The organism is Nocardia rosealba, from assembly GCF_020216065.1.
Taxonomy (GTDB): Bacteria; Actinomycetota; Actinomycetes; order Mycobacteriales; family Mycobacteriaceae; genus Nocardia; species Nocardia rosealba.
Map to the genome: position 1 here is coordinate 301630 of NZ_JAIWNA010000002.1, position 26042 is coordinate 327671.

The 26042-nt window shown below is 67.8% G+C and carries 27 protein-coding genes; 14 read left to right on the plus strand and 13 right to left on the minus strand.

The window, feature by feature from the left end:
• Positions 1–84: 84 nt before the first annotated feature.
• Positions 85–1104: a glutathione S-transferase family protein gene (locus LDL21_RS08215; RefSeq protein ID WP_225279481.1), complete on the minus strand. Its 1020-nt coding sequence runs from the start codon at positions 1102–1104 to the stop codon at positions 85–87.
• A gap of 178 nt (positions 1105–1282) precedes the next feature.
• Between LDL21_RS08215 and LDL21_RS08220 the strand changes: the two genes are divergently transcribed.
• Genes LDL21_RS08220 through LDL21_RS08230 form a run of 3 tightly spaced genes read left to right on the plus strand, consistent with a single transcriptional unit; the run spans position 1283 to position 5244 of the window.
• A complete protein-coding gene (locus LDL21_RS08220; protein ID WP_225279482.1) occupies positions 1283–2722 on the plus strand; it encodes a type III PLP-dependent enzyme domain-containing protein in 1440 nt (479 codons plus the stop codon).
• The gene (locus LDL21_RS08225; protein ID WP_225279483.1) at positions 2719–4038 is read left to right on the plus strand and encodes a pyridoxal-phosphate dependent enzyme; all 1320 of its coding nucleotides are present in this window, start codon (positions 2719–2721) and stop codon (positions 4036–4038) included. The genes LDL21_RS08220 and LDL21_RS08225 overlap by 4 nt, the downstream gene beginning before the upstream one ends.
• Positions 4039–4041: 3 nt before the next feature.
• Complete coding sequence (locus LDL21_RS08230; RefSeq protein WP_225279484.1) at positions 4042–5244, plus strand: aminotransferase class V-fold PLP-dependent enzyme; 1203 nt, start codon at positions 4042–4044, stop codon at positions 5242–5244.
• Between the two features lie 154 nt (positions 5245–5398).
• Here LDL21_RS08230 and LDL21_RS08235 read toward each other — a convergent pair whose 3' ends face one another.
• Positions 5399–6265 carry a class I SAM-dependent methyltransferase gene (locus tag LDL21_RS08235; protein ID WP_225279485.1) on the minus strand — a complete coding sequence of 289 codons (867 nt, stop codon included), beginning with the start codon at positions 6263–6265 and terminating at the stop codon, positions 5399–5401.
• 154 nt (positions 6266–6419) lie between these two features.
• Between LDL21_RS08235 and LDL21_RS08240 the strand changes: the two genes are divergently transcribed.
• Complete coding sequence (locus tag LDL21_RS08240) at positions 6420–7475, plus strand: hypothetical protein (protein WP_225279486.1); 1056 nt, start codon at positions 6420–6422, stop codon at positions 7473–7475.
• Between the two features lie 25 nt (positions 7476–7500).
• On the opposite strand, the gene LDL21_RS08245 is transcribed toward LDL21_RS08240, so the two are convergent.
• A complete protein-coding gene (locus LDL21_RS08245) occupies positions 7501–8052 on the minus strand; it encodes a TetR/AcrR family transcriptional regulator (protein WP_225279487.1) in 552 nt (183 codons plus the stop codon).
• Between the two features lie 34 nt (positions 8053–8086).
• Positions 8087–8608: a hypothetical protein gene (locus LDL21_RS08250; protein ID WP_225279488.1), complete on the minus strand. Its 522-nt coding sequence runs from the start codon at positions 8606–8608 to the stop codon at positions 8087–8089.
• 77 nt (positions 8609–8685) lie between these two features.
• Between LDL21_RS08250 and LDL21_RS08255 the strand changes: the two genes are divergently transcribed.
• Both LDL21_RS08255 and LDL21_RS08260 read left to right on the plus strand, forming a co-directional pair.
• Positions 8686–9078, plus strand: a complete 393-nt coding sequence (locus tag LDL21_RS08255; RefSeq protein WP_225279489.1) for a PPOX class F420-dependent oxidoreductase — start codon at positions 8686–8688, stop codon at positions 9076–9078.
• A gap of 55 nt (positions 9079–9133) precedes the next feature.
• Positions 9134–9637: a flavin reductase family protein gene (locus tag LDL21_RS08260; protein ID WP_225279490.1), complete on the plus strand. Its 504-nt coding sequence runs from the start codon at positions 9134–9136 to the stop codon at positions 9635–9637.
• Positions 9638–9685: 48 nt separating this feature from the next.
• Here LDL21_RS08260 and katG read toward each other — a convergent pair whose 3' ends face one another.
• The 5 genes from katG to LDL21_RS08285 all read right to left on the minus strand — a co-directional run bounded on the left by katG (position 9686) and on the right by LDL21_RS08285 (position 14197).
• Positions 9686–11914: a catalase/peroxidase HPI gene (gene katG / locus LDL21_RS08265; protein WP_181697333.1), complete on the minus strand. Its 2229-nt coding sequence runs from the start codon at positions 11912–11914 to the stop codon at positions 9686–9688.
• Positions 11915–11943: 29 nt separating this feature from the next.
• Complete coding sequence (locus LDL21_RS08270; RefSeq protein ID WP_181697459.1) at positions 11944–12357, minus strand: Fur family transcriptional regulator; 414 nt, start codon at positions 12355–12357, stop codon at positions 11944–11946.
• Positions 12358–12434: 77 nt separating this feature from the next.
• The gene (locus tag LDL21_RS08275) at positions 12435–13043 is read right to left on the minus strand and encodes a class I SAM-dependent methyltransferase (RefSeq protein WP_225279491.1); all 609 of its coding nucleotides are present in this window, start codon (positions 13041–13043) and stop codon (positions 12435–12437) included.
• A 41-nt stretch (positions 13044–13084) separates the two neighbouring features.
• Positions 13085–13858 (minus strand): GTP pyrophosphokinase, encoded by a 774-nt coding sequence (locus LDL21_RS08280; protein WP_181697335.1) that lies wholly within the window; start codon positions 13856–13858, stop codon positions 13085–13087.
• 36 nt (positions 13859–13894) lie between these two features.
• Positions 13895–14197 (minus strand): hypothetical protein, encoded by a 303-nt coding sequence (locus tag LDL21_RS08285; protein WP_181697336.1) that lies wholly within the window; start codon positions 14195–14197, stop codon positions 13895–13897.
• A gap of 305 nt (positions 14198–14502) precedes the next feature.
• Here LDL21_RS08285 and LDL21_RS08290 point away from each other — a divergent pair, with 305 nt between their 5' ends.
• Entirely contained in the window at positions 14503–14919 is a 417-nt protein-coding gene (locus tag LDL21_RS08290) for a hypothetical protein (protein ID WP_181697337.1), read from the plus strand.
• Between the two features lie 10 nt (positions 14920–14929).
• Here LDL21_RS08290 and LDL21_RS08295 read toward each other — a convergent pair whose 3' ends face one another.
• The 3 genes from LDL21_RS08295 to LDL21_RS08305 form a co-directional block, all read right to left on the minus strand.
• Positions 14930–16111 carry a sensor domain-containing diguanylate cyclase gene (locus LDL21_RS08295; protein ID WP_225279492.1) on the minus strand — a complete coding sequence of 394 codons (1182 nt, stop codon included), beginning with the start codon at positions 16109–16111 and terminating at the stop codon, positions 14930–14932.
• Positions 16112–16239: 128 nt separating this feature from the next.
• A complete protein-coding gene (locus LDL21_RS08300; RefSeq protein ID WP_181697339.1) occupies positions 16240–16650 on the minus strand; it encodes a helix-turn-helix domain-containing protein in 411 nt (136 codons plus the stop codon).
• A 295-nt stretch (positions 16651–16945) separates the two neighbouring features.
• Positions 16946–17371, minus strand: coding sequence for an Hsp20/alpha crystallin family protein (locus tag LDL21_RS08305; RefSeq protein ID WP_181697340.1), 426 nt, complete (start codon positions 17369–17371; stop codon positions 16946–16948).
• Between the two features lie 111 nt (positions 17372–17482).
• On the opposite strand from LDL21_RS08305, the gene LDL21_RS08310 reads away from it, so the two are divergent.
• The 7 genes from LDL21_RS08310 to LDL21_RS08340 all read left to right on the plus strand — a co-directional run bounded on the left by LDL21_RS08310 (position 17483) and on the right by LDL21_RS08340 (position 25521).
• On the plus strand, positions 17483–17797 hold the full coding sequence (locus LDL21_RS08310) for a MerR family transcriptional regulator (RefSeq protein WP_181697341.1): 315 nt from the start codon (positions 17483–17485) through the stop codon (positions 17795–17797).
• A gap of 157 nt (positions 17798–17954) precedes the next feature.
• The gene (locus LDL21_RS08315; RefSeq protein WP_225279493.1) at positions 17955–18902 is read left to right on the plus strand and encodes a DUF4129 domain-containing protein; all 948 of its coding nucleotides are present in this window, start codon (positions 17955–17957) and stop codon (positions 18900–18902) included.
• Positions 18903–19025: 123 nt separating this feature from the next.
• Complete coding sequence (argS, locus tag LDL21_RS08320; protein WP_225279494.1) at positions 19026–20792, plus strand: arginine--tRNA ligase; 1767 nt, start codon at positions 19026–19028, stop codon at positions 20790–20792.
• A 239-nt stretch (positions 20793–21031) separates the two neighbouring features.
• The gene (locus tag LDL21_RS08325; RefSeq protein WP_181697344.1) at positions 21032–21535 is read left to right on the plus strand and encodes a 2Fe-2S iron-sulfur cluster-binding protein; all 504 of its coding nucleotides are present in this window, start codon (positions 21032–21034) and stop codon (positions 21533–21535) included.
• Positions 21532–22524 (plus strand): FAD binding domain-containing protein, encoded by a 993-nt coding sequence (locus LDL21_RS08330; protein WP_225279495.1) that lies wholly within the window; start codon positions 21532–21534, stop codon positions 22522–22524. The genes LDL21_RS08325 and LDL21_RS08330 overlap by 4 nt, the downstream gene beginning before the upstream one ends.
• Positions 22521–24593 carry a xanthine dehydrogenase family protein molybdopterin-binding subunit gene (locus tag LDL21_RS08335; RefSeq protein WP_225279496.1) on the plus strand — a complete coding sequence of 691 codons (2073 nt, stop codon included), beginning with the start codon at positions 22521–22523 and terminating at the stop codon, positions 24591–24593. Before LDL21_RS08330 ends, LDL21_RS08335 begins: the two co-directional genes overlap by 4 nt.
• 22 nt (positions 24594–24615) lie before the next feature.
• A complete protein-coding gene (locus tag LDL21_RS08340) occupies positions 24616–25521 on the plus strand; it encodes a DUF2797 domain-containing protein (protein WP_181697347.1) in 906 nt (301 codons plus the stop codon).
• 9 nt (positions 25522–25530) lie between these two features.
• Here the strand turns inward: LDL21_RS08340 and LDL21_RS08345 are convergent, their stop codons facing one another.
• The gene (locus LDL21_RS08345; protein ID WP_225279497.1) at positions 25531–26019 is read right to left on the minus strand and encodes a carboxymuconolactone decarboxylase family protein; all 489 of its coding nucleotides are present in this window, start codon (positions 26017–26019) and stop codon (positions 25531–25533) included.
• Positions 26020–26042: the final 23 nt, after the last annotated feature.

Consider the following 26042-nt stretch of genomic DNA (forward strand, 5'->3'; position numbering starts at 1 on the left):
GTGGGCCGTCCGTTGGACCCGTTGGGCGCATACCCCGGTTTCGGAAAGGCAATCAGGCGCAGCCGTTTTCATTCGTGGGGCTGATCACTCCGTGATCGCGGGCACCTCTTCGCCGGGATGCGGTGGGGGTGGTGGGGTGCCGTCACCGAAGGGGCGGCCGCCGAGTTCCTCGCGATGATGCGCGGTGAGCCAGTTCGACAGGTCGGGGCCCTTCGGGACGACGCCGGTGGGGTTGATGTCGCGGTGCACCACGTAGTAGTGCTCCTTGATCTGGCCGAAGTCGATGGTGTCGCCGAAGCCGGGTGTCTGGAACAGGTCGCGGGCGTAGGCCCACAGCACCGGCATCTCGCTGAGCTTGGTGCGGTTGCACTTGAAGTGCCCGTGATAGACCGGATCGAAGCGGGCCAGGGTGGTGAACAGCCGCACGTCGGCTTCGGTGATGGTGTCGCCGACGAGGTAGCGCTGGGTGCGCAACCGCTCGCTCACCCGGTCGAGCGCGGCGAAGAGCCGGTCGTAGGCCGCGTCGTAGGCGTCCTGTGCGCCGGCGAAACCACAGCGGTAGACGCCGTTGTTGATCTCGGTGAACACTTCCCGGTTGATCGCGTCGATCTCCTCGCGCAGCGATTCGGGATACAACTGCGGCGCGCCCGGCCGGTGATAGGCGCTCCACTCGGTGGAGAAGTCGAGGGTGATCTGGGCGTAGTCGTTGGTGACCACCTGCCCGGTCGCGATCTCGACCATCGCGGGCACGGTGATCCCGCGCGGATAGTCCGGGAACCGGGCCAGGTAGGCGTCACGCAGGCGATGGATACCGAGCACCGGATCGACGCCGCCGGGGTCGAGGTCGAAGGTCCAGCTGAGTTTGTCGTGGGTGGGCCCGCACAGGCCGAGTGACAGCACCGGCTCGAGCCCGAGCAGGCGGCGCACGATCAGGGTGCGGTTGGCCCACGGGCAGGCCCGGGCCGCGACCAAGCGGTAGCGGCCGGGTTCGACGGGGTAGCCGTCGCGGCCGTCGGCGGTGATGCGTGTGGTGATGTAGTTGGTGTCGCGGCGGAACTCGCCCTTCTCGACGTAGCTGCCCGCACCGGCGTCGGCATCGCTCATCGGGTCAGTGTCGCATATCGGACAGGCGAAACCGGTCACCTGCGGGCGGTGGTGGCTACCCTGGAAATCGAACCTGTTGTGGCGCAGTGACGCTCGCCGGCTTGTGTGGGAAAGGGGTCGGGGACATGATGTCCTAGCGAAAATCGTTGTCAACAAACGTGGCTCGGATGGGGGCAGTGTGGAACCGGACCTGGTCTTGACGCCGCGAATCGGTGGGTCGCTTCGCGCGGTGCTCGACACGCCCGGCAAGCTCGCGGAGCTGGTCGCCGCGCTCGGATCGCCACTGAATGTGGTTGTGCCACAACAACTCGAGGAGAACGCGGCGAGCTACCGCGCCGTGTACCGCGCGCACCGGCTGAGTGGAAACATCTACTTCGCGCACAAGGCGAACCGGTCGAGCGCGATCGTGCGGGCGCTGGCGGCGGGGGAGTGCGGAATCGACGTGGCCTCGCTCGGGGAGCTGCGGCACGCGCTCGAGTGCGGATTCACCGGCGACCGCATCATGGCGACCGGCCCCAAGGACCGGGAATTCCTGTGGCTCGCCGCACGGGTCGGTGCGGTCGTCAACGCCGACTCCCGCGAGGAGCTCGCCGAGCTGGCCCGGCTGGTCACCGATTCGGGGTTGCCGCGAACGCGGGTGATGATCCGGCTGTCGACGTTCGACTCGCCCGGGGTGACCATTGCCAGCAGACGCAGCCGTTTCGGCCTGCACATCCGCGAACTGCCCTCGACCCTCGACCTGCTCGACCGGCACCGCGACGCCCTCGACCTGCGTGGGATGGCCTACCACCTCGACACCACAGGCCTCGACGAGAAGGCCCTGGCCCTCGAAGGCTGCCTGCTGGCCATGCGGGAAGCCCAGATCAGGGGATTCACCCCTACCGCGATCGATATCGGCGGCGGTTTCGGCGTGAGCTACCTACGTGACCGTGCCGAATGGCACCGCTACACCACCGAACTCGGCAACGCGGTGCTCGGCACACGCCCACCCATGACCTGGCACAGCCACGGTTACGGCCTGCGCGCACAGGCGGGCACGCTGCGCGGCACCCTCGGCCTCTATCCCGCCCATCGCGAACTCGCCGGTGCGGACTACCTGGACGAACTGCTGAGCCGCGAGTCGCCTTCGCTGGGCCGAACATTGGCCACCCTGCTCCTGGAAAACCTCTACGACCTGCACATCGAACCGGGTCGTTCGCTGACCGACCAATGCGGCCTCACCCTGGCCCTGGTCTCGGAGGTGCGCACCACCGAGGAGGGCGAAATCCTGGTCCGGGTGGCCGCGAATTCCCGTGACATCAGCGCCGAACACCATGCGGTGCTGATGGATCCGGTGTTGTTGCCCGAACGTCCCGGTGACCCGGTGGGGGTGTATCTCACGGGCAATCTCTGTCTCGAAGACGACTTCATCACCCGCCGCAAGGTCACCCTGGCGCGCACTCCGGTGCCGGGGGATCTGCTCGCGTTCGTGAACACGGCGGGCTACTTCATGGATTTCGCGGCCGATTCCGCGCTGATGCAACCGGTCGCCCGCACGATCGCGGTCCGCCCCGGCGCGGGCGGGTGGACGTGGTGCCTGGATGAACAGTATTGGCCCGTGGAAGGGAACCGCGCATGAAGTACGACAGCATTCTCGACGTCATCGGGGACACGCCGCTGGTCCGGATCGATCCGGCCGTGCACGGGCTCACCAATATCGACCTCTACGCGAAGATGGAGATGCTCAATCCGTTCGGTTCGGTGAAGGACCGCCCGGCCTGGAACATGGTGCGCGACGGCCTGTCCCGAGCCGTGGAACAGGGTGACGCCGTGGTCGAGTTGTCCAGCGGCAACACCGCCAAGGCGCTGGCGGTGATCGCGGCGATGCACGGACTGCCGTTCAAGAGCGTCACCAACCGCATGAAGGTGCCCGAGATCAAAGAGCTGCTGCTGTTGCTCGGCGCCCGCATCGAGGAACTGCCCGGCCAGACCGAATGCCTTGACCCGACCGACACCGAAGACCCGCTCAGCCGCATGTACCGGATGCTGTCCGAGGACGGCGGCGGCTACCTACACACCGATCAGTACTTCAACACCCGCAACCTCGACGCGCACCGCACCGGGACCGCGCCGGAGATCATCAAGGACCTCGACGGCGCGGGCCCCGACATCTTCGTCGCCTGTATCGGCACCGCGGGATCCTCGACGGGCGTGGCAGGTGTGCTCCGCGAACACAATCCGGCGGTGTCGGTGATCGGGTTGGTCGCCGACAAGTCCGATTTCATCCCCGGCATCCGCAATATCGACGAGATCAACGAAGTCGGACTGTTCGACCCGGACAACTACGACACCATCGACGCGGTGACCTCCCAGCAGGCGATCGAGGGCATGCTCACCCTCAACCGCCGCTGCGGGATCCTCGGCGGGCCGACGGCGGGCGCCGCCTACTTCGGGGCGCTGCGTCATCTGCGGGCCGTCGACGCGGAGCTCACCGAGCGGCGCACGGCTGTGTTCATCGTGTGCGATCGGGTGGAGAGCTATCTCAGCTATGTGCGCAAGCGCAGGCCCGATCTGCTCGAGCAACCGATGCGCCCGAATTCGGTGAGCACGGTGACCGACGCCGAGATCGCCGCCGTGGCAGCGGTCGACGTGGACCAGGCGCGTGCGTGGATCGCCCGGGACCGGCCGGTGGTCGTCGACCTGCGCGGATCCTTCGCCTACGGCGCCGTCCACATCGAGGGCTCGATCAATATCGTCGACGAGCTGTTCGACGAACTCGTCCACGGTGGGCTGCCCTTCGGTGCGGGCACACCGGTATTGCTCGTGTGCCCGGTCGGTGAGAAGTCCGCGCGCTACGCGGCCCTGCTCACCCGGATGGGGCACCGGGACGCGCGGAGTCTGCGCGGTGGGGTGGTGGCCTGGCGCGACGCGGCCGCACCGTTGGTCAGGGACTGAGCCATGACCGACGACGTTCTCCACCGGTTGGCAGACTGGCAGGCCGGACTACGCGCCCAGTTCCCGATTCTCACGCGCAATCCCGACGTGGCCTATCTCGACAGCGCGGCCACGACACAGAAACCGGCCGCGGTACTCGACGCGGTCACCGATTTCCTCACCACCGGCAATGCCAATGTCGGGCGCGGCTCCTATCCGTGGGCGACCGCGACCACCAGCCGCATCGAGCGTGCCCGCGAGCGGATCCGAATTGCCTTGGGCGACAAGATGACCGGTTCCTCGGTGGAGTTCGTGGGTGGCACGAGTCACGGATTGCGGGCGGTGGCGCAGGATTGGCTGGCCGATCAGCTCCTCGACGGCGACGAGATCATCGTCCCGTTCGGTGACCACGAAGCCAATCTGCGTCCCTGGCTCGATATGCGAGACGATTTGGCGCGCGGCGGTATTCGCGTGCGCATCGTCGCGATGCCGGTCGACCCGGCCTCCGGTGACTACGACCATCGGGCCCTGCCGTCGGTGGTCACCGACCGCACCCGCTTCGTCGCCGTCACCCACGTGCATCACGTCTTCGGTGTCGATATGAACGTGCACCGGGTGCGCCAGGCGGTGGGGCCCGAGGTGCCGATCTGTCTCGACGCCGCGCAGAGCGTGGGGCACCGGCCGGTGTCGGTCGCCGACCTCGATGTGGATTTCGTGGTGTTCTCCGGGCACAAGATGCTGGCACTGCCCGGCATCGGGGCGGTGTGGGCGCGCAATCGGCGTGGCCCGCGCTTCGCGCTACGCGGGTGGGAGGGGACGCCGAATACGGCGGGCATCGTCAGCATGGCCGCCGCCTTCGATTGGCTCGATGCCGCCGGAACGGCCGAGATCGGCGCCTGGACAAGCGCTTTGACCCTACGACTCACCGACGGGTTGGCCCGGCTGCCTGGAGTACAGGTGCTCGGCTGTCAGGACAGTCTCACCGCCGAATCGACCGTGCAGCGGCGCGAGGCACTGGTGACCTTCCGGCATCGCGCGGTGCGCTCCGACGACCTGGGCTTCGTGCTCGCCGACGAGGGAATCATGGTGCGCGCCGACGGGCACTGCCAGGCGGGTCGTGATTCCGATGACCACGCCGTACGGGTGAGCGTGCACGTCTACAACACCCCCGACGAGATCGACCGGGTGCTCGAGGTGGTGCGTCGGTGCGAGGGAATGAGCAGCTGAGCGATCTCAGGTCACGAGTGCGGCCCGGAAGTGGGACGAGGAGTGAGCAGTTTAGCGGGTCGGACGGGGCGCGGCCGCGAAAGCAGTGGGGGAGTGCGTAGTCGAGCGGGTCGTGCGGCATGCGACCCCGAAAGGCGCTGCAGGGTTGACCGGGTCAGGCGGGGGTGCGGCCTCGGAAAGCGGTGCGCGCGCTGAGGAGGGCGAGGTCGTCGCGGGTTCCTAGCCAGTGCTCGTCGTGCGGGTCGAGGAGTCGCTGCCAGACCGCCGTGTCGGCGTCGTCGAGGTACGGTGCCGCCCGGCGCACCCGCGCGGCGAATTCGTCCAGTACGACCCGGCGGACGTCGGTGGGCAGGGGAGCGGGCAGGTCGACCAGTGCCGTCGAGGCGGTGACGTCGAGGAGACCGGCGTCGGCGAGGATCGCCGTCCACGCGCGGCGCGGTCGCACCGCTGCCGGGCGGTCGAAGAACCAGCGCGTGAACTGCTGATCGTGCGCCTCGTCGAGCCGAATCTCCAGGCCGGGCCTGCCGATGCCGATGTCCCACGGCAGGCAGCGGGTGGGCAGACCACCCTCGGCGATGGCGAGGACGCCGCCGGGGCGGAGCAGCCGGGTGAGGGACCGCACGGCCGTGTCCCAGTCGTGCGCGTGGTGCACACACCAGGACGACCAGACCACGTCGGCCGGTTCGGGTAGTGGAGGTGCGCCGTCCTCGAGATCGTGCAGGACCGCGCGGACCCGGTCGCCGACCCCGGCCGCACGCGCGGCCTCGATGGTGAGCTCGAGCATCGCCGGATCGAGGTCTACCGCATATACACGCCCCGCCTCACCGACAGTTCGTGCCAACGCGACGGTCGACGATCCGGCTCCCGGCCCCACATCGACGACAACCTGTCCCGGTGCGACCGCCAAGGGCTCGAGCAACGCCAGCGTCGCGTCGAGGAATACAGCCTCGGCCGCGGCCGGTTCCCCGGTCGAGGTTCCGGTCCCCGCACGCCCCCCGCGGCGCTCATGAATGATCGTCATAACGCACATGCTACTGAACATCATTTTCAATTCGAACTCGGACACGCCGATCCGTAACCGGTGGTGGCAAAGACTCGCGGGTGACGCCGGATCATCAACCCCCGCAACGGCTTACACCGAACAATTGTCGGTACCCCGCCCTACTGTGCTCGGTATGGATCTCCTGCCCGACACCCGCTTGGTCGACCTGCTCGCGCGGCTGCGCGCCGCCGATTTCCGAGACTGCACGCGCACCGACATCGAACGGGCCTGTCGTGCGATGGGCGGCACACTCGCGAGCGACGGCTCGGTCGACGTTCCCGACATGCCCGCAGGCACCCACACCTTCGGCGACGACGATCCCTACGACGAGAGCAAGCCGTGCCGACTGTTCTCGGTTCCCGTAGCGAAGATCGAGCCCGAACAGTTCCGCACCTACCTCGATCGCGCGGTGGCGGCGTGGGGTGAGCCCAGCTGGTACAGCGGCCTCTCGGAGGATCTCGACGTCGGCTGGGTCGACGGGCCGACGCTGTACACCCTCGAACTGGCGGCCGATGGAGACCTCGAGCTGGGTATCCGGTCGGTCGAGGTCGACGGGAACCGGCGATGGCGGAACTGGAAAACGCAATACCACTACCCGGAATTCCTCGACGAGGACGACTGGATTCCCGCCGACGAGCACGACCTGGAGTACACCAGCGCCGATGACTACGAGGTCGACTACACGTGGTCTGCGGGATCGTCCGGTCGCGGGGCCGAAGTGTGGAGTGTGTACACCCTCGCGCACCTGCGTGGCCTGCTCACCGATCTCGTGACCAGCCTCCATCTCGCGATGCGCGCCCTCGGCTCGGGCCCGCAACCCCTGGTGCTCGACTTCTACGACCTCGAGCAGACCCCCGACCGTCAGGTGCGATTCACTGTGTCTCCCAACGAGATCCGCGTGTCCGCTGCGGTCACCGATGCCACGCGCCACCACCTGGCAGCCCTCGGCTTCACCGATCGCCCCGATGGCACCGCGCTGCGCCGCTGGTCCGACGTGTCCACCGATGCCCGCGCCGCCGCGACCGTCACCACGGTCCTGTTGCACCGGCTCGGCCTCGGCGCCGAGTACCTCACCATGCACGAATCGGGCGACCCGCTGCCGATTCCGGGCTTCTCGGTCGATCTGGATGTGGACTTGGCCGACCCCGACGAGGACGAGGACGACGAAGAAGAGGACGACGACTCCTAGGTCACCACGGTTTTGCCTGTGCGGGTCACAGGAGTCGGCGCACTGCCTCCATGACGGCACGGCGGCGGTCGTCGATGGTCTCGGCTTCGGAAGCAGGCACACCGGCGGCATTGCCCGGATTCCAGGCGAGCGCGATGCTCAGGACCAGTGTCAGCAATGTGCCGGGTGAGAAGCCGGAGCCGATGTTGTTCGTCTTCTGCACGGCGGCAAGCGCTTCCAGCTTCACCTCGCGCGCCGGCGTCGCGCCTGCGAGGTTCTGATCGCCGCGCTCGAGGCGGTGCCAGGTGGCGAGCCGGATGACCTCGGGATGGGCTCGGCAGTAGTCGAAGAGCCGCCCGGCGTACTCGGGGAGGTCGTCCGCGGTGAACGGGACCGACTCGAGGCCGTGGGTGACGTGGGCATCGAAGACGGCGTCGAAGAGTTGATCTTTGCTGCAGAAATAGATGTAGATGAGGTTCTTGTTGGCTGCCGCGGCCTTGGCGATCCGGTCCACCCGGGCTCCGGCGATGCCGTATGTCGCGAACTCCTCGGTGGCCGCCTGGAGGATGCGTGCCTTGGTGGCCTCGGCGCGGGACATGGGGTCATCGTAGTTCTGTGGGTTGTCGGCCGTGTCATCCGATTCCGAAGTAGACCAGGACCGCATCCGAGGCGACCAGCAGCACGGTGCACCACACGGTGACTCCGGCCATCAACCAGCAGATGAGCCGCAGGCGAGGTATTCCCAGCGCGGCGCCGAGCAGGGCCGAGCCCCAGGTGCCGAAAAGAGCGGGCCCCAGTATTCCGAAGCCCGGGACGCCGAACCGGGCCAGGACGCGCCGTGCCCGTTGCCCTGCGGCGCCGGACAGTCGGCCCTTCGCCGCGTGATCTCGCACGTCGAGCGCGCCGATCGAAGCTGCTCCGTCGGTGCCCGTTGTCGAATCACCCTGGCGCGCAGCTGATTTCCGGCGGGCACGCCAGGACTGCCAGATCAGCCTGGCACGCTCCACGGCGACGACCGCGAAGACGACACAGCACCCCGCGCCCAGTAGCACCGCGAACAGGGCGATCGGACCGGGCAGGGACAGCGAAAGGCCGACGGGGATCGCGGGGGTGCCCAAGACGAACCCCGCGAGAAAGGCCCAAACGAATCGCATCACGTGGATTCCCTCCCTGTTGCCGATCCTCGAGCGGCTCGACACCACTAAACTAACTAACTGGTTAGTATCATGGCATGGAACACATCGACACGATGCTCGACGACCTGTCGACCGGTAAATATCTGCTGCTCACCACATTTCGCCGGGACGGCAGGCCCGTCCCCACCCCGGTCTTGGTGATGCGCGACGGAGAGACGCTGGCGGTGTGGAGCGCGGCGGACACCGGAAAGGTGAAGCGAATCCGCAACAGCGGTCGGGTGACGGTCTGCTCCTGCGACTGGCGCGGCAAGCCACTCGGCGCCTCGGTGCCCGGCTTCGCCGAGGTGCTGTCTCCCGGCGCGAGTGCGCACTTCACCGGTCTGATGAAGCGCAAGTACGGGCTGGTCGCCCGGATCGGGCTGGCGGGCAGTGCGCTGCGCGGAGGCTCCGAGCGCATGGCGGGCATCCGGATCCGGCTAGCGGGGTGATCGGTGTGGATTCCGCGTGTCGGCGGCCGCGACGAGGAGTTCTAGACTCGTCCCCATGTCAGGCGACACCGACCCCACGGACTCCTTCGACGCGGTGATCTCGGCGGCGGACGCGCCCGTCTGGATCGTCACCACCAGTGCGCACGGCCATCGCGCGGGCTGCCTCGTCGGATTCGCCACGCAGGTGAGTATCGAGCCGCGCCGGTTCCTCGTCGGGTTGTCCAAGAGCAACCACACCTTCGAATCAGCGGCCACGGCAACACATCTCGCCGTACATCTGATCGCGGCGCAGCATTTCGAGGTGGCCAGGCTGTTCGCCACGACGACCGGGGACGACACCGACAAATTCGCCAGATGCGACTGGGATACCGGTCCGCACGAGCTACCGATCCTCACCAGCGCGGCCGGCTGGTTCGCGGGGGAGATCCTCGAACGCATCGACCTCGGCGACCACCTCGGCGTGCTGCTCGCACCCGTCGCGGCCGAAGCGCCGTCCACCGACCACGCGATTCTGCACCTGAGCGCGGTCGCCGACCTGAAGCCGGGCCACCCCGCCTGAACACGGCGACGGCCCGGAACCGTGATGGTTCCGGGCCGTCGACGGGGATCAGCGCAGGTCGAACCGGTCGTTGTCGACCACCTTGACCCAGGCGTCGACGAAGTCCTGCACGAACTTCTCGCCCGCGTCGCTCTGGGCGTACACCTCCGACACCGCGCGCAGCACCGAATGCGAGCCGAACACGAGGTCGTTGGCCGTGGCCGTCCAGCGCTTGGCTCCGGTCTTGCGATCGAAGCCCTCGTAGACGTTCTCGCCCGACTCCGCGGGCTTCCACTCCGTGTTCTGGTCCAGCAGATTCACGAAGAAGTCGGTGGACAGCACGCCCGGGCGATCGGTGAACACACCGTGCGAGCTGCCACCGTGGTTGGCGCCGAGCGCACGCAAGCCGCCGACCAGCACCGTCATCTGCGGTGCGGTCACATCGAGCATGTACGCGCGGTCGAGCAGCAGACGCTCGAGCGGCGCCTTCTCACCCGGACGCACGTAATTGCGGAAACCGTCGGCGCGCGGCTCGAGCACGGCGAACGACTCGACGTCGGTGGACTCCTGGGTGGCGTCGGTGCGTCCCGGGTGGAACGGAACCGTCACCGTGTGACCGGCGTCCTGCGCGGCCTTCTCGACCGCCGCGGATCCCGCGAGGACGATCAGGTCGGCCAGCGAGATCTTCTTGCCACCGGTGGCCGAGGCGTTGAAGTCCTGCTGGATGCGCTCGAGCACCTCGAGCACCTTGGCCAGCTCGGCCGGCTCGTTGATCTCCCAGTCGCGCTGCGGTTCCAGCCGGATGCGGGCACCGTTGGCGCCGCCGCGCTTGTCGGTGCTGCGGAAGCTGGCTGCCGACGCCCACGCCGTCTTGACCAGCTGGGCGACGGTGAGGCCGGAGTCGAGCACGGTGCGCTTGAGCGCCGCGACGTCGTTGTCGTCGACCAGTTCGTGGTCGACGGCCGGGACCGGGTCCTGCCACAGCTGCGGCTCGGCCACCCACGGGCCGAGGTAGCGGCTCAGCGGGCCCATGTCGCGGTGCAGCAGCTTGTACCAGGCCTTGGCGAAGGCCTCGGCCAGCTCCTCGGGATGATCGAGCCAGCGGCGGGTGATCTCACCGTAGATCGGGTCCTCGCGCAGGGCCAGGTCGGTGGTGAGCATGGTCGGCGTGCGGGCCGGACCGCCGAACGGATCGGGGATGAGTCCTTCGCCCGCACCGTCTTTCGGCTTCCACTGCCACGCGCCGGCGGGGCTCTTGGTGAGTTCCCACTCGAAGCCGTACAGGTTCTTCAGGAAGCCGTTGCTCCATTGGGTGGGTGTCGCGGTCCAGACCACCTCGAGCCCACTGGTGATGGCGTCCTTGCCCTTGCCGGTGCCGAAGGAGCTCTTCCAGCCGAGACCCTGCTGCTCGATCGGGGCGGCCTCGGGCTCGGGACCAACCAGGCTCGCGTCACCCGCGCCGTGGGTCTTGCCGAAGCTGTGCCCGCCGACGATCAACGCGGCGGTCTCCTCGTCGTTCATCGCCATCCGACCGAAGGTCTCGCGGATGTCGCGGGCCGCCGCTACCGGGTCGGGCCTGCCGTTGGGGCCTTCCGGATTCACATAGATCAGGCCCATCTGCACCGCACCGAGCGGCCCGGAGAGCTCGCGGTCACCGCTGTAGCGTTCGTCGCCGAGCCAGGTGTCTTCCGGGCCCCAGAACATCTCTTCGGGCTCCCAGATATCGGGGCGGCCGAAGCCGAAGCCGAAGGTCTTGAAGCCCATCGACTCCAGTGCGACATTGCCCGTGAAAACCAGGAGGTCGGCCCAGGAGATCTTGTTGCCGTACTTCTGCTTCACCGGCCACAGCAGCCTGCGCGCCTTGTCGAGATTGGCGTTGTCGGGCCAGCTGTTGAGCGGGGCGAAACGCTGCGCGCCCTGACCGCCGCCACCGCGGCCGTCGGCGATCCGGTAGGTACCGGCCGAATGCCAGCTCATCCGGATGAACAGGCCGCCGTAGTTGCCGTAGTCGGCGGGCCACCAGTCCTGGGAATCGGTGAGGACCGCGGCGATGTCGGCCTTGAGCGCTTCGACGTCGAGCTTGGCGAATTCCTTGGCGTAGTCGAAGTCCTCGCCGAGCGGGTTGGACTTCGACGAGTGCGCGTGCAGGACCGAGACGTCGATCTGCTCGGGCCACCAGTCCTGATTGGTCAGCGGGCGATGCGCCTTGGGCTCGGGCGAGGGGATCGCGGGGTTCTCGCTCTCGCTGGCGCTCGAGGTCTCGGTGTCAGGAGTGGGTGGGCGGCTATCGGAGGTCACGATATTCCTTCCTGGACGGGTGGTGCGGACTACTCGTTAGGGGTGGACGGTGCGTGCGCGCAGTCGGGGCACAGGCCCCAGTAGATGACCTCGGCTTCATCGATGGCGAAGCCGTGGTCGTCGGCCGCGGTGAGACAGGGTGCTTCGCCGACCTGGCAGTCGACGTCGAAGATCGCCCCGCAGTCCCGGCAGATGAGGTGGTGATGGTTGTCGCCGACGCGCGACTCGTATCGGGCGACCAGACCGCGTGGCTGGATGCAGCGCAGCAGTCCGGCGCCGGTCAGGGTGCGCAGCGAGTCGTACACGGCCTGGTGGGAAACACCGGGCAGCCGTGCGCGCACCGCCCGGATCACCGAATCGGTATCGGCATGCGGATGTTCGTGGACGGCGCCGAGCACCGCGACACGCGGAGCCGTGACGCGCAGTGAAACTCCCCGCAGCATCTGCTGGAATTCCTGGTCCGTCGGCACGCCACGAAGTCTTCCCCGTTTTCTTGAATCAGTCAAGTATTAGTTCCGGGTCAGGTTCGTGAGAACACCGCGACGAGGAAGTCGGAGTCGTCGCGGAAGGGACGTAGATCCCAGGTGGAAAGCAGGAGATCGGTTGTGAGACCGGCTTTTTCGGTGTCGTCGAGGAAATCGGCGAACTCGTAACCGCGCTCGGTGCCGAAGCCGGTGATCAGGCGGCCCGCGGGTGCGAGATGGCGGGCGAACCCTTCGAGCACCGCGATCCGGGTGGACGGCGCGAGGAAGGTGAGCACATTGCCCGCGCAGACGATGGCGTCGAAATCGCGGGTGGGCAGATCCAGTTCGGCGAGGTCGCCGACGAGCCAGGTGGGGCCGGGGTGATCGGCGCGCGCGGCGTCGATGAGCACCGGGTCCACATCGACGCCGACCACCGTGTGTCCCGCGTCGTGCAGGTAGCCGCCGATCCGGCCGGGTCCGCAGCCCGCGTCGAGCACGCGCGCGCCACGTCCGAGCATGGCGTCGACCAGCCGCGCCTCACCGACGATGTCGGTGCCCTCGGCCGCGAGGGTGCGGAATCGTTGCACGTACCTAGCCGAATGCGACGGGTCGGCGGCGACGATCTCCTCCCATTGACTGGGCGTGCGGTCCTTCGATGCGCTCATGATCGACTCCTCCTGCGGCCGACCCTAGCGCGATTCACGGGCTAGGCGCGGAGATCTCCGGGAAATGGCCTGCTGGTGAGGCTGTGATAGAGCATGCTGAGGTCGAGGGCGTCACCGGCGGCGGTTTTGGGCTCGGCGGCTCGATCGACCTGGCGGTGCAGCGCTTCCATCTTCTCGTCGAGCTGGTTGGCCGCCTCGGCTGCCTGGGCGAGGTCGCTGCGCAGGTTCGGCGGCACCTCACCCCGGTATTTGTAGTAGATCTTGTGCTCGAGGCTGGCCCAGAAATCCATGGCGATGGTGCGGATCTGGATCTCCACCGGAACCCGCTGGGTGTGCCCGGCGCGAAACACCGGGATCGACACGATCAGGTGCAGGCTCTGGTACCCGTTGGGTTTGCGGTGGGTGATGTAGTCGCGTTCCTCGAGCACGGTGATGTCGGCCTGGCTGACCAGCAGGTCCCGGATGGTGGCGATATCGGAGATGAAGCTGCACACCACCCGCACCCCGGCGATGTCGAGCACATTCTCGCGGATGGCGGCCAGGTTCATCGCGTAGTTCTTGCGCCGCACCTTCTCGAGCACGCTCTCGGGCGACTTCAGCCGCGAGCCGACGTGCTCGATGGGGTTGTAGGCGTGGGTGTTGTTGAAGTCCTCACGCAGGATGTTGATCTTGGTGGTGACCTCGTCGATCGCGAACTTGTACCCGAGCATGAAGTCGACGAACTGGTCACGCAGCGCGCGCACATCGTCGACATCGACCAGTTGCCCGTTGGATGCCGAGCCGGTGCCGGGTTGCCAGGGTTTCACCCCGACCATTGTGCCCGTTACGTCGCCGACGGCGCCGCGGGGGCGTCACAGCCCCGGTTCGTCCTCGTCGAGCCGATGGTGGTTGAGCTGGGCGAATCCCCACGCTGCCAGGGCGGTGAAGCAGGCGATGTAGAGCATGTAGGCGGTGAGCACGAGCACGATGCCGTAGTCGTGCATCCAGTGCCCGAGGGGGAACACCGCGAGTGCGCCGAGAGCGAGCATCACCACCGAGGTGCCGAGTGCGGGCAGTGCGAGAGGGGTGAGATCGGTGCGTTCGGGTTCCGGCGCGGGCGTGGGTTCCGGGGGAGCGATCTCGGGGCAGCGGTCGGGTTGTGCGTCGGTGATCATCGAGAATTCCTCGCGTTCGGGCTCGAAATATCAACGGGGGCAGCGGGAGTGGGGCGAGTCGGCGGCGACGCGCGAAGATCGTCACCCGGCGACGGGCGGTGATCCGTCATGTATTCGGTCCTGCGGACGGATGGGATGGGACCGATCCGCGTGTCGCAATTTTCCAGCTAAATCGTGTCGCCGAGCGTGGAAGCAGTGGTCTCATGGCATGGAGTGCTCGGTAGCGTTCGTGCCCGCGACCGCTCCAGCAATGTTTTGGCACACCGGTACCGTTTGCGGCGCGGTCGGCGGGGTAGGGCCACGGCATGACCGAACCAGACGACACCTACGACCCGCCCCAGGACACCGGCGCGCCCGACTCGGTCGAAACCGATCCGGCCGCGCTCAACAGCAGTGAGGACCTCGACGAGGACCGTCTGCGCGAAGACCCGCTGGAGGCTGGCATGGACCCGCCCGAGCACTGGACCGGCGTCACGAAATACGGCATGACACCGGCCGAAGAGGCCACCCCGCGTGGGCTCGACGAACGCCTGGCCGAGGAGGAACCCGATGTGGTTCCCGGTTCCGCGCCGCAGGCGGCCGGGTCGTCCTCGGTCGAACTCGATCAGGACGGCAACGAGGTCGCTCCGCGGGTCGGCTACGAAGAGGAGCTCGGCATCGCCGCCGACGTGGCCGGTGGTTCCGTGCCCGACGAGATCCGCAGGCCGGAACCGCCGGAGTGATTCGGACCGTTCAGCTGCCCGCGTATTTCGCGGCGTAGAGCGCCTGATCGGCGCGGGTGAGCAGGTGGTCGGGCCCCTGGCCCGCCAGCGTGACGAGGACCGCGCCGATGCTCACCGTCACATCGATGCTCACGGTGTCGACGGTGACCGGGGTGCTGAGCGCCTTGTGCAGCGCGGCGACCAGCCGGTCGAGGAGGTCCTGGTCGGCCGGTGGCTCGGCCAGGACGACGAACTCGTCGCCACCGGTACGCGCCAGTACGCACCCGTGTGCGGCGGCCGCCGACTCCAGCCTGTTCGACACGGCGGCGAGCAATTTGTCGCCGACGATGTGGCCGAACGAGTCGTTGACCTCTTTGAAGTTGTCCAGATCCAGCGCGCACACCCCGGCCCGCGCCTCCGGAGCCGACTCATCGACCACGGTATGCAGCCGGTCGAGCAGGTACCGCCGGTTCGGCAGGGCGGTGAGCGGGTCGTGCATCGCCTGCCACTGCAATTGCTCTGTGGTCGTGCGTCTTTCGGTGATGTCCTCGCCGAAGCCGAGCAGGTACCGGCGTTCGCCGTCGGCCGAGGCGCAACGGGTGACGGTCCAGGAGGTCCACACCATCGACCCGTCCTGGCGGGGGAATCGGCCTTCGATCTGGATGCTGCCGGTCGCCGAGTCGTCGAGGGCGCGCATCACCCGCTCGCGCACCTCGGTCTGCCGGTCGGCCGGGAACATGGTGAAACCGGTCGTGCTGCGCAGCTCGGCCAGATCGCGGCCGATGAGCCGTTCGAAGGCCGGGTTCGCGTCGAGGATCATGCCGTTCTCGTCGCCGATGGAGATGCCGATCGAGGAGTGGCGGAAGGCCATCTCATAGCCCTCGGCATGCGGTGGCCCGGCGCACAGGGCGCGCGCGAAACCGGTGCCGAATCCGCCGAGCAGCGCGTCGCCGAGGGCGAGATCGCGCGGTCTCGCCGATTCGGCGACCGCACGTAGTACCGGAACCGACGCGGCGATGACGGACGGGTCGGTGAGGCCGAGGTCGGCTATCGCTCGCGCGGCTTGTTCGGCCGCTTCGAACGCGGACTCGTGCGGTGCCTCGCGGAGCTCGGCGACTATGCGGCGGACCTGTTCGACGAGCGAATCCCGCGAGACCGGACCGAGCTCGGCCAGGCGCCGAGCCCACTCGTCTGCGTGGTCGTCGAGGTTCATAGCGAAGCCGGTTCCAGGTGTGCGGCGCCATTGCCGCGGCCGATGCGGTCGGTGGTGATCATGCCACGTCGGGCCCGGAAAGCGGCCGCTCGGCCGCACCGATTCGGTGCGGCGGCGGTCAGGTGCGCTCAGCTGTCGAAGTGAACATCCAGCAATCGCTCGCTCGCGCGCAGATGCTCGGCCATGGTGACGAGCAGGTCGATCGAGTCGCGGGACAGACCGATCGTCTGCACGAGGAACAAGCGTGGCCGGTCGAGCTGCAAGCGCGCGAGCAGAGTGCTGTCGTCGACGCTCGACCCGTTCAGGTCGCGGACGAAGAAGTAGTCAGGTTCCACCTGGAAGTAATCGGCCAGTGCGGCAACGGTTCTCCACGAAGGGTTGCTGCGGCCGCCCGACCGTAGCTGCGACAGATACGGTGCCGAAATGCGATGCCCCGCCGCCTGCAACGAGCGTGCGACCTGGCGGTTGGTGCACCGGTCCGCGACCTGCTCGGGTGGATTGCGGAAGAGCTCGTTGAGGCGGGTAGCGAAGTGCGACACGGCGATTCCTCGACATCAGGTTGGTCAGAAGACCATCTTCTGTCGCTCGCTGTGTCGCTGGCAATAGTGCCAGCTAACTTGTGGCTTCCATCACGAAATTCGGCCGGGACGTTTGTTCCACGGCGAAATGCGGTGGCCTGCCTCAGTAGGCGAGGGGTGGGCCGGCTGCCGGACCGGCCCACCCCGAGGTGGAAGAGCGACGTCACATTCGAGGCGTTCTCGCCGTTGCGGCGGGGGTCCGCGCTGTGTCGGCGGGGTCATGACGCGCCTCCTCGCAGAGCAGCGTCCGGACAGGTCAGGCGTTGATGGCCTGGCGCTGGTGTCCGTTGGAGTGTGCGATCTCGATCTTGCGCGGCTTGGCCTTCTCGGCCACCGGGATCGTCAGGCGCAGCACACCGTCGGTGTATTCGGCGCGGACGCTGTCGGTGTCGAGGCCCTCGCCGAGAAACAGCTGGCGGCTGAACACCCCGCGCGGGCGCTCCGCGGCGATCATCTCGCGGCTCGAGTCGAGTTCGGGCCGCGACGCTCGCACGGTGACAACGTTGCGTTCGATATCCAGGTCGAGCGAGCCCGGGTCGATGCCGGGAAGGTCGAATTCGACGACGAACTCGTCGCCCTCACGCCAGGCGTCCATCGGCATCACCGTCGGCCGGGCCGCAGTGCCGAGCACCTGCTGCGTGAAACGGTCCAGATCGCGGAAAGGATCGGTACGCATCAGCATGGTCGCCACCTCCAACTCACTCCATTTCTCTCTCGTAGGTCAGGTAACCTATGCCATGTGGCATAGATTTGTTTTAGCACTCTCGGCATGAGAGTGCAAGGGAGGAGTGAGATGTCGCTGGATCCGCACGCGGGATCCCCGCTACCCGACCCGGCGCAGGCCGTGTTCGGGATCTCGGTGACAGCAGAACTGACAGGGGTCGGTGTGCAGACGCTGAGGCTCTACGAACGACACGGGCTGCTCACCCCGGCGCGTAGCGACGGCGGTACCCGTCGCTACAGCAGCAACGACCTGGCGCGCCTGCAGCGCATCGTCGCGCTCGCCGCCGCGGGGGTGAACATCGCCGGGATCGGTCGCATCCTCGAGCTCGAGGACGCCAACGCCGTCCTTCGTGCTCGTCTGCGCGGCGAGCTACCCCCGGACTAGCGCCTGCCCGACGGTCGATTCCTGTGGGTGAGCATGGGGTCGCGCGGGAAGTGTCGTGAATCTTCCAATGACTTCGGTTAACGGTTTTTCCGGGTGAGGGCGGGTCCTAGGTTTCAGGGCGGCTGTCCGGCCGAATTTCGCCTGCGAAAGACCGAGTGTGCGTGTGACGAGTTGGCTGCCGATCCTGCGATCGGTGCTGGTGATCGCCCTGATGACCGGGGCCGTCATCGCCCTGCGCGGTCGGGTTCCCGGGGTCGTCTCGGTGGCGGGGGAGCGACCCTCCGCGCTGACGGTCGCGGTGATGCCGGTGCTGTTGCTCGTCTCGGTGGTGATTCTGGCGGCCGGGGTCCTGATCAGTCAGCACCGCTTGCCGTTGGCGATGCCGCAGATCGAGACCGGTGGCGGGCTGCCACGGTTGCGGGTCGGACGGCTGTCGGTTCTCCTTCCGGTCGCCGTCGGCGCCTCGGCGCTGGTGTTCGCGGGTGGGATCGTCGCCCTGTTCCTGCTGCCCGGCGCGAAGACCGAGCAGACGCCGCCCGAGGACGCGCCGATACGCGACCGTCCGACCTCGCTCGATGCCACTGCTCCCGAATCGCCTTTCAGCACACCGGATCTGAGTGGTCTCACCCTGGTGGTCGCGACCGCGCTCGCCCTGCTGCTCGTGGCGATCGCGATGGTCGGGTTGGCCGCGGCGTTCGGTTCCGCGCGCCGCGTCCCCGACCACGTCCCCCCGCCCGACACCGAACTGCCCGCGCCCGAAGTGGATTCGCTCACCCGGGCCGCCGAAATGGGTCTGGCCGCCATGATCGCCCCCGGCCAGGACACCCGCGAGGCCATCATCGCCTGCTACGCCGCCATGGAACGCGGCCTGTCCGCCGACCGCGCCGCCGCCCCCCTCATCTCCGACACCCCCAACGAGGTCCTGGCCCGCGCCTTCACCACCGGCGTCCTACAGGACTCCTCCGCCCACGAACTCGTCACCCTCTTCGAAGAAGCCAGATTCAGCCCCCACGACATGCTCGGCTGGCAACGCATCCGCGCCGAACAATCCCTGCGCGCCGTCCTCGCCGACCTCCAACGCCGCACCGCCGAACTCGTCGCCTGACTTCTGCCAGGCGGTAGTTCGACGATGTTCTGCAAGCTGATCGTTCGCTGCCTGGTCGGGGACCGGCGCCCGAAGAGTCTGCGAGGATAGGCGCACACTATCCCCTTCCGAAAGGAACCGAAGGTGAGCTCTGCCGGTTGTGTGCCGCTGCTCGGACGTGTCGCTGCCGCTGTGTCGGAGGCGATCGCCCGAGTCCGCCCGGAGACGGCGGAAGCGGACCCGGTAGTGCGACGATCCGACCGCGCCGATTACCAGTCCAATGCCGCGTTGCCGCTGGCGAAGCGGTTCGGGGTGCCACCGGCTCAGCTCGGTAGCGACATCGCTTCCGGCATCGATCGCACCGACGGTCTGATCGCTGACGTGCAGGTGTCGGGTCCAGGATTTCTGAACATCACCGTGTCCGACGCCGCGGTGTGGGAATCCGTCGTGGCACGACTGGTGGACGAACGGCTCGGCATCCCGGCCACCGAGGACGGTCGCCGAGTGGTGATCGACTACTCGGCACCGAACGTGGCGAAAGAGATGCATGTGGGGCATCTGCGCACCACGATCATCGGGGACAGCCTGGCTCGGGTCTTCGGGTTCCTCGGTGCCGATGTGATCCGGGCCAACCACTTGGGCGACTGGGGCACGCAGTTCGGAATGCTCATCCAATACATCGATGAGCACCCCGAGTCACCGTGGCACACTGAAGAACTCGACGACCGGACGAGTTCGGTATCCGCACTCGACAGTCTGTACAAAGCTGCCCGCGCTCAATTCGACGGTGACCCGGAGTTCGCAGACCGGGCACGCACGCGGGTGGTCGCCCTGCAAGCGGGTGATCCCGGCACCGTCGACCGGTGGCGGGAAATCGTGGCGGAGTCGGAAAAGGCGTTCGGCGCGATCTATGACCGGCTCGGGGTGCTGCTCACACCGGACGACTACGTCGGCGAATCGTTCTACAACGACCAGCTGGCCGACACGGTGACCGAACTGGTCGACAAAGGTGTGGCTGTCGACAGTGAGGGCGCGGTCGTTGTCCTGTCCGAGCAGGTCGACGGGCCCGACGACAAGCCCGCCGTGTTGATGGTCCGCAAGCGTGACGGTGGCTACGGCTACGACAGCACCGATCTGGCCACCATCCGGTACCGCATCGCTGCCCTGCGTGCACACCGATTGCTGTACGTCACCGACTCCCGTCAAGCGCTGCATTTCCAGCTGATTTTCGAAGCGGCACGACGCGTCGGCTGGCTCACCGACACCATCGAGGTCGACCACGTCGCCTACGGAACCATCCTCGGCCCGGACGGTAAGCCGTTCAAAACCCGTGCTGGTGGGACAGTTCGGTTGATGGACCTCCTGGACGAGGCCGTCGCACGTGTGCGGGCCGTCGTCGCGGAGAAGAACCCGGAATTGTCCCCGACCGAGCTCGACACCATCGCCGAGCAGGCCGGTATCGGTGCCGTGAAATACGCCGACCTGTCCACTTCCCGAGTCAAGGACTACTCCTTCGACCCCGTGCGGATGACCTCGCTGAACGGCAATACTGGTGTCTACCTGCAGTATGCCCATGCTCGGATCTGTTCGATCCTGCGCAGGGCGGGCGCGACAGCCCATGCCGCAGTCGATGTCAGCGTGCCCCTGGAGCCGGCAGAGCGGGAACTCGCCTTGGTGCTCGACGGATACGGAACCGTGCTCGACGAGGTCGTCGAGTCGCTGGAACCGCACAGGCTGGCCGGATACCTCTACGGCCTGGCCCGCGCGTACACGGCGTTCTACGACTCCTGTCCCGTCGTCACCGCCGCCGAACCGATCCGAGCCAATCGGATCGCCCTGTGCCGGCTCACCGCTCGCACGCTCGAACTCGGATTGAGTCAATTGGGAATCGCCGCACCACAACGGATGTGAGCGATCGGCCGGATACGCGCCGTTACGGTCTGGTGTCGAGGCGATGGTGACGACGCGCGCTTCACGCGACCTCGACGCCGACGTGCGGCGGTGGGTGTAGCGGGCCGCGGGTGTCTCTTTGCTACGGTGGCGGTGTGTGCTGGAGCACACCTGTTCGGGTAGCAGCTGGTGGCGGGCCCGTTGGGGCGTGCCGCGGTGGTCGGTGGTGAGGTCGGTGTCCCACGACGAGAGGCCGTTCGATGCGTGCGCAGATCAGTTTGACCGTGGACGGGCATACGCGGGAGGTCGGTGTCGATACGCGGGCCACGTTGCTCGACGTCCTGCGTGAACAGCTCGGTGTGACATCTCCGAAGAAGGGGTGCGATCACGGGCAGTGCGGGTCGTGCACGGTGTTGCTCGACGGGCGTCGTGCCACGCTGTGTCTGGCGCTGGCCGTGGCGCACGACGGGGCGACCATCGTGACCGCCGACGGGCTCGCCGACGGCGACGACCTGCATCCGGTGCAGCAGGCTTTTCTCGAGCACGACGGTTTCCAGTGCGGTTACTGCACACCGGGCCAGATCTGCTCGGCTGTCGGCATGCTCGAGGAAGTGAAGGCGGGCGCACCCAGCCATGTCACCGCCGACCTCACCGGTCCGGTCGAGCTCACCGACGACGAGATCCGGGAGCGGATGAGCGGCAACCTGTGCCGGTGCGGTGCGTACCCGCATATCGTCGCCGCGATCACGGAGGCCGCCCGATGAGGGACTTCGGCTACGAACGTGCGATCGGGCCGGAGCAGGCGGTGGCGACGATGCTCGCCGAGCCGGACGCCGTATTCCTCGGCGCCGGAACCAATCTCGTCGATCACCTCAAGCTCGGCATCACCGCGCCCGGCCTGCTCGTCGACGTGAGCAGGCTGCCGTTCGACGACATCACCGAACGCCCGGACGGTGCGGTGCGGGTCGGGGCCACGGTGCGCAATGCCGACCTCGCGGCCCACCCGATCATCCGCGCCCGCTACCCGATGCTCTCGGCCGCGCTGCTCGCAGGCGCGTCACCCCAGCTGCGCAATCTGGCGACCACCGCGGGAAACCTGCTGCAACGCACCCGCTGCCCGTACTTCCAGGACGTGACGACGCCGTGCAACAAACGCACGCCCGGCAGCGGTTGTTCGGCGATCGGCGGATACGACCGCGACCAAGCCGTGCTCGGTGCCTCGGACCAGTGCCTCGCCACCCACCCCTCCGACATGGCAGTGGCCATGACCGCGCTGGACGCGACGGTCCGGGTACTCGGTGCCGACGGTGAACGCGAGATCCCGCTGGTCGACCTGCACCGACTGCCCGGTGCCGAACCCGAACGCGACACCGTGCTCGCCCACGGCGACCTCATCACCGCCGTCGACCTGCCCGCCCTCGACTGGGCCGCCAACTCCACCTACCGCAAGGTGCGCGATCGGGCGTCCTACGCCTTCGCACTGATTTCCGTAGCCGCGGCCGTCTATATCGCCGACGGGCAGGTTCGCGATTGCCGCATCGCTTTCGGCGGTGTCGCGCACAAACCCTGGCGCGCCCACGCCGCCGAAGCCGCGCTGCGCGGTCGCCCCGCCACCGAGACGAGCTTCGCCGAGGCCGCCGACGCCGAACTCGCGGCCGCACGTCCACAACGGCACAACGCCTTCAAGATCCCACTGGCACGCAAAGTCCTCGTCGCGACCTTGCGTGACCTGACCGAGCAGGGGGCGCGATGACATCCGCGATCGGCAGTTCCCCGACCCGTGTCGACGGACCGGCCAAACTGCGCGGCCGGGCGCCGTATGCGATGGAACATCCACTCCGGGATGCCTTGCACGCCTTCCCGATTCAGGCCACCATCGCGCGCGGCCGGATCGGCGCGATCGATACCCGCGAGGCCGAGACGATGGACGGTGTCGTCGCGGTGCTCACCCATCTCAACGCCCCACGGCTGGCCGACGACGACGACAACGAACTGTTCATCCTGCAGAACGACGAGGTCGCCTTCCGTGGTCAGCTGATCGGGGTGGTTGTCGCCACCAGCCCCGAGGTCGCGCGCGAGGCGGCCCCACGGGTGCGGGTCAGCTACGACGAGAGCCCCGCCGACGTGGTCTTCGACGCCGACCGCGACGACCTGTACGCACCCGAGGACGTGAGTGGCGGCTTCGCCACCGACACCACCATCGGCGATGTCGAGCATGCGCTCGAGCTGGCCCCGGTAACAGTCGACCACACCTACACCACCGCGATGGTGCACAACAATCCGATGGAACCGCACGCCACCATCGCGCACTGGACCGAGGACGGGCTGGTCCTCTACGACTCCACCCAAGGCCCGCACGTGGTGCGCTCCACGCTGGCGCCGCTGTTCGGGCTGGAACCCGAACAGGTGCGCGTCATCGCACCGTACGTCGGTGGTGGATTCGGGTCGAAGGGCGAACCGCACGCCAATATCGTGCTCGCGGCCATGGCTGCGCGGTTCACCGGCGGCAAGCCCCTGAAACTGGCACTCACCCGCCAGCAGCTGTTCTCCCTCGCCGGGTACCGCACTCCGAGCGTGCAGCGGATCCGGCTCGGCGCCCATCACGACGGGACCTTGACGGCACTGAGTCACGATGTGGTCCAACAGGTTTCGAAGGTCAAGGAATTCGCCGAACAGACCGCGATCGTGTCGCGGGTGATGTACGCGGCCGGTACCCGTGCAACCACCCACCGGTTCGCGGCGCTGGACGTGCCGGTGTCGTCGTGGATGCGGGCGCCGGGACACTGCCCCGGGATGTACGCGGCCGAAACGGCGATGGACGAGCTGGCCGTCGCGCTCGGTATGGACCCGATCGCGCTGCGGATCCACAACGAACCCGAGGTCGACCCGGAATCGGGGCGTCCGTTCTCCAGTCGTGGGCTGGTCGAATGCCTTCAGACGGGGGCGCGGCGATTCGGGTGGGCCGACCGCGACCCGGCGCCGAGATCGCAGCGGGACGGACGTTGGCTGGTCGGTTCGGGCGTCGCGGCGGCCACCTATCCGGCCGATGTGAATCCGGGCAACAGCGCCCGGGTGCGTTTCACCGGCGGACGCTACGAGGTGGCCATCGACGCCATGGACATCGGCACCGGCACCTGGACGACACTCGGCCAGATCGCCGCCGATGCCCTCGGTGTCACCGGCGACCGCATCGACCTGCGCATCGGCGATTCCCGACTGCCCGTCGGAACCGTCGCGGGTGGTTCGAGCGGCATGGCGTCGTGGGGATCGGCGGTGGTCGCCGCTGCCGAGGACTTCCGCCGCCGCTACGGCGACAACCCGGCCGACGGTGCAGAGACGACGGTGGAAACCTCGAAAGACCCGGCGCGGGAGAACTTTTCGACGCACGCGTTCGGGGCGCATTTCGTCGAGGTGCGGGTCGATACCGACACCGCCGAGATCCGCGTGCCCCGGGTGGTGAGTGTGTTCGGCGCGGGCCGCATCATCAACCCGCGCATGGCCCGCTCGCAGTTCATCGGTGGCATCACCATGGGCATCGGCATGGCCTTGCACGAGGAGAGTGTCTTCGACACCCGTTTCGGCGAGGTCGTCAACCACGACTTGGCCGGCTACCACATTCCGGTCAACGCCGACATCGGCGAGATCGACGTCAGCTGGATCGACGAACACGACCCGCACGTGAATCCCATGGGCAGCAAGGGAATCGGGGAGATCGGCATCGTCGGGTCGGCGGCGGCCGTCGGCAACGCGATCTACCACGCCACCGGAGTGCGCGTCCGCCATGTTCCCATCCATCTCGAGGACCTCCTCGACGCCGTCTGAGCCCATCGCCTAGATTCGCCGGATGACCTCCACCGCCCTGTACTGCGGCACGCGCTGGGACGAGCAGGGGCGATGGTGTTACGAATTGCTGCGCGCGGACGGCACCGTCGACCTGCTGCCCGGTGTCGGCACCCGGCTCGCGTTCCGGGTCACCGAGGGCCGCTACTGCCTCGGCTACCGTGCGTTCGGCGGCGAACCCGGGCGCCGGACCTGCCCGTACGAGGCGCGGATCGACACCGGCCACCAGTGCGAACGGTGCCGGATCCGGGAGGGATGGTCGGTGGTGCACAGTCATCGCGGTCCGCTCGCCACCCTGCCCGAACAGGTGCGCGATTACATGGCCCGCCCGCACCACCTCTACATCGCGTACTTCGGTGACGGGATGGCCAAGGTCGGGACGGCCTCGGCGGTGCGCAGGCACCGTCGCCTGTTCGAACAGGGCGCGCTTGCCGCCCGCTTCATCACCGATTCGCCCGACGGGTTGCATGTGCGCGAACTCGAGCGGGTGGTGACCGAGCGGGCCGGACTCCGGCAGTCGGTGCCGGGCGTGACCAAGACACGGATCCTCGCCCGCCCCCTGCGGCCGTGGGCGGCGGTGGAAGAAGGGGTGGCCGAGGCCGCCGCGCACGCGGCGAGCGCCCTGCCCGACGACATCGTCCGCACCGATATCGCCTGGTCCGGTGGCCGCGACTTCTACGCGACCATCCAGGCCAGCGGCCGGTTCCCCGACCCGATCGAAATCACCACCGCGGCAGGTGAATACGTGTTCGACGCGGTGGCCGCCCACGGCCACACCCTGGCCTGCCGTGATCCGGCGGGAGCCGCTGAACTGGTGTTGGTCAACGACTCCCGCCTCGTCGGGCGCCGGATCGAACTCGATCCGGCGATCAGCGTCACCCCGGAACCGGCGCAGACCAGCCTGTTCTGAGGTGCCGGATCAGGCGGTGACGGGGGTCCACTGCTCGGCCGGCGGCCGGCCGGGCAGCGGCTTGCCGATGAGAGCGAGCGGGACGAAGAAGTTCACCTGCCCGACCGCCATGGCGAGTGTGGCCAGCGCCGTCTCGTCGTAATGCTTCGCGGCGGCGGTGTAGAGCTCGTCGGTGACCCGTTCGCCGTGCGTCCCCGGGATCAGGACGGCCTCGGTGAGCGCGAGTGCGGCCCGTTCGGGTTCGGTGAACGACGGTGCGTCACGCCAGGTGGCAACGGCGGTGATGCGGTCCTCGGATTCCCCTGCGGCGCGCAGGTTTCCGGTGTGCAGGGCCGTCAGATACGTGCTGCCGACGATCTGGCCCGCGCGCAACTGGATCAGGCTGATGGTCGAGCGGGGCACAGCCCCGTTGCCGACGGCTTTGAACAGTGCGGCGCCGACCTCGGCGAGGGCGGGGACGAGCTGCTGGGGGTTGGGCAGGCGGGAACGGTCGGACATGATGGTTTCCTTTCCGGTGGGTG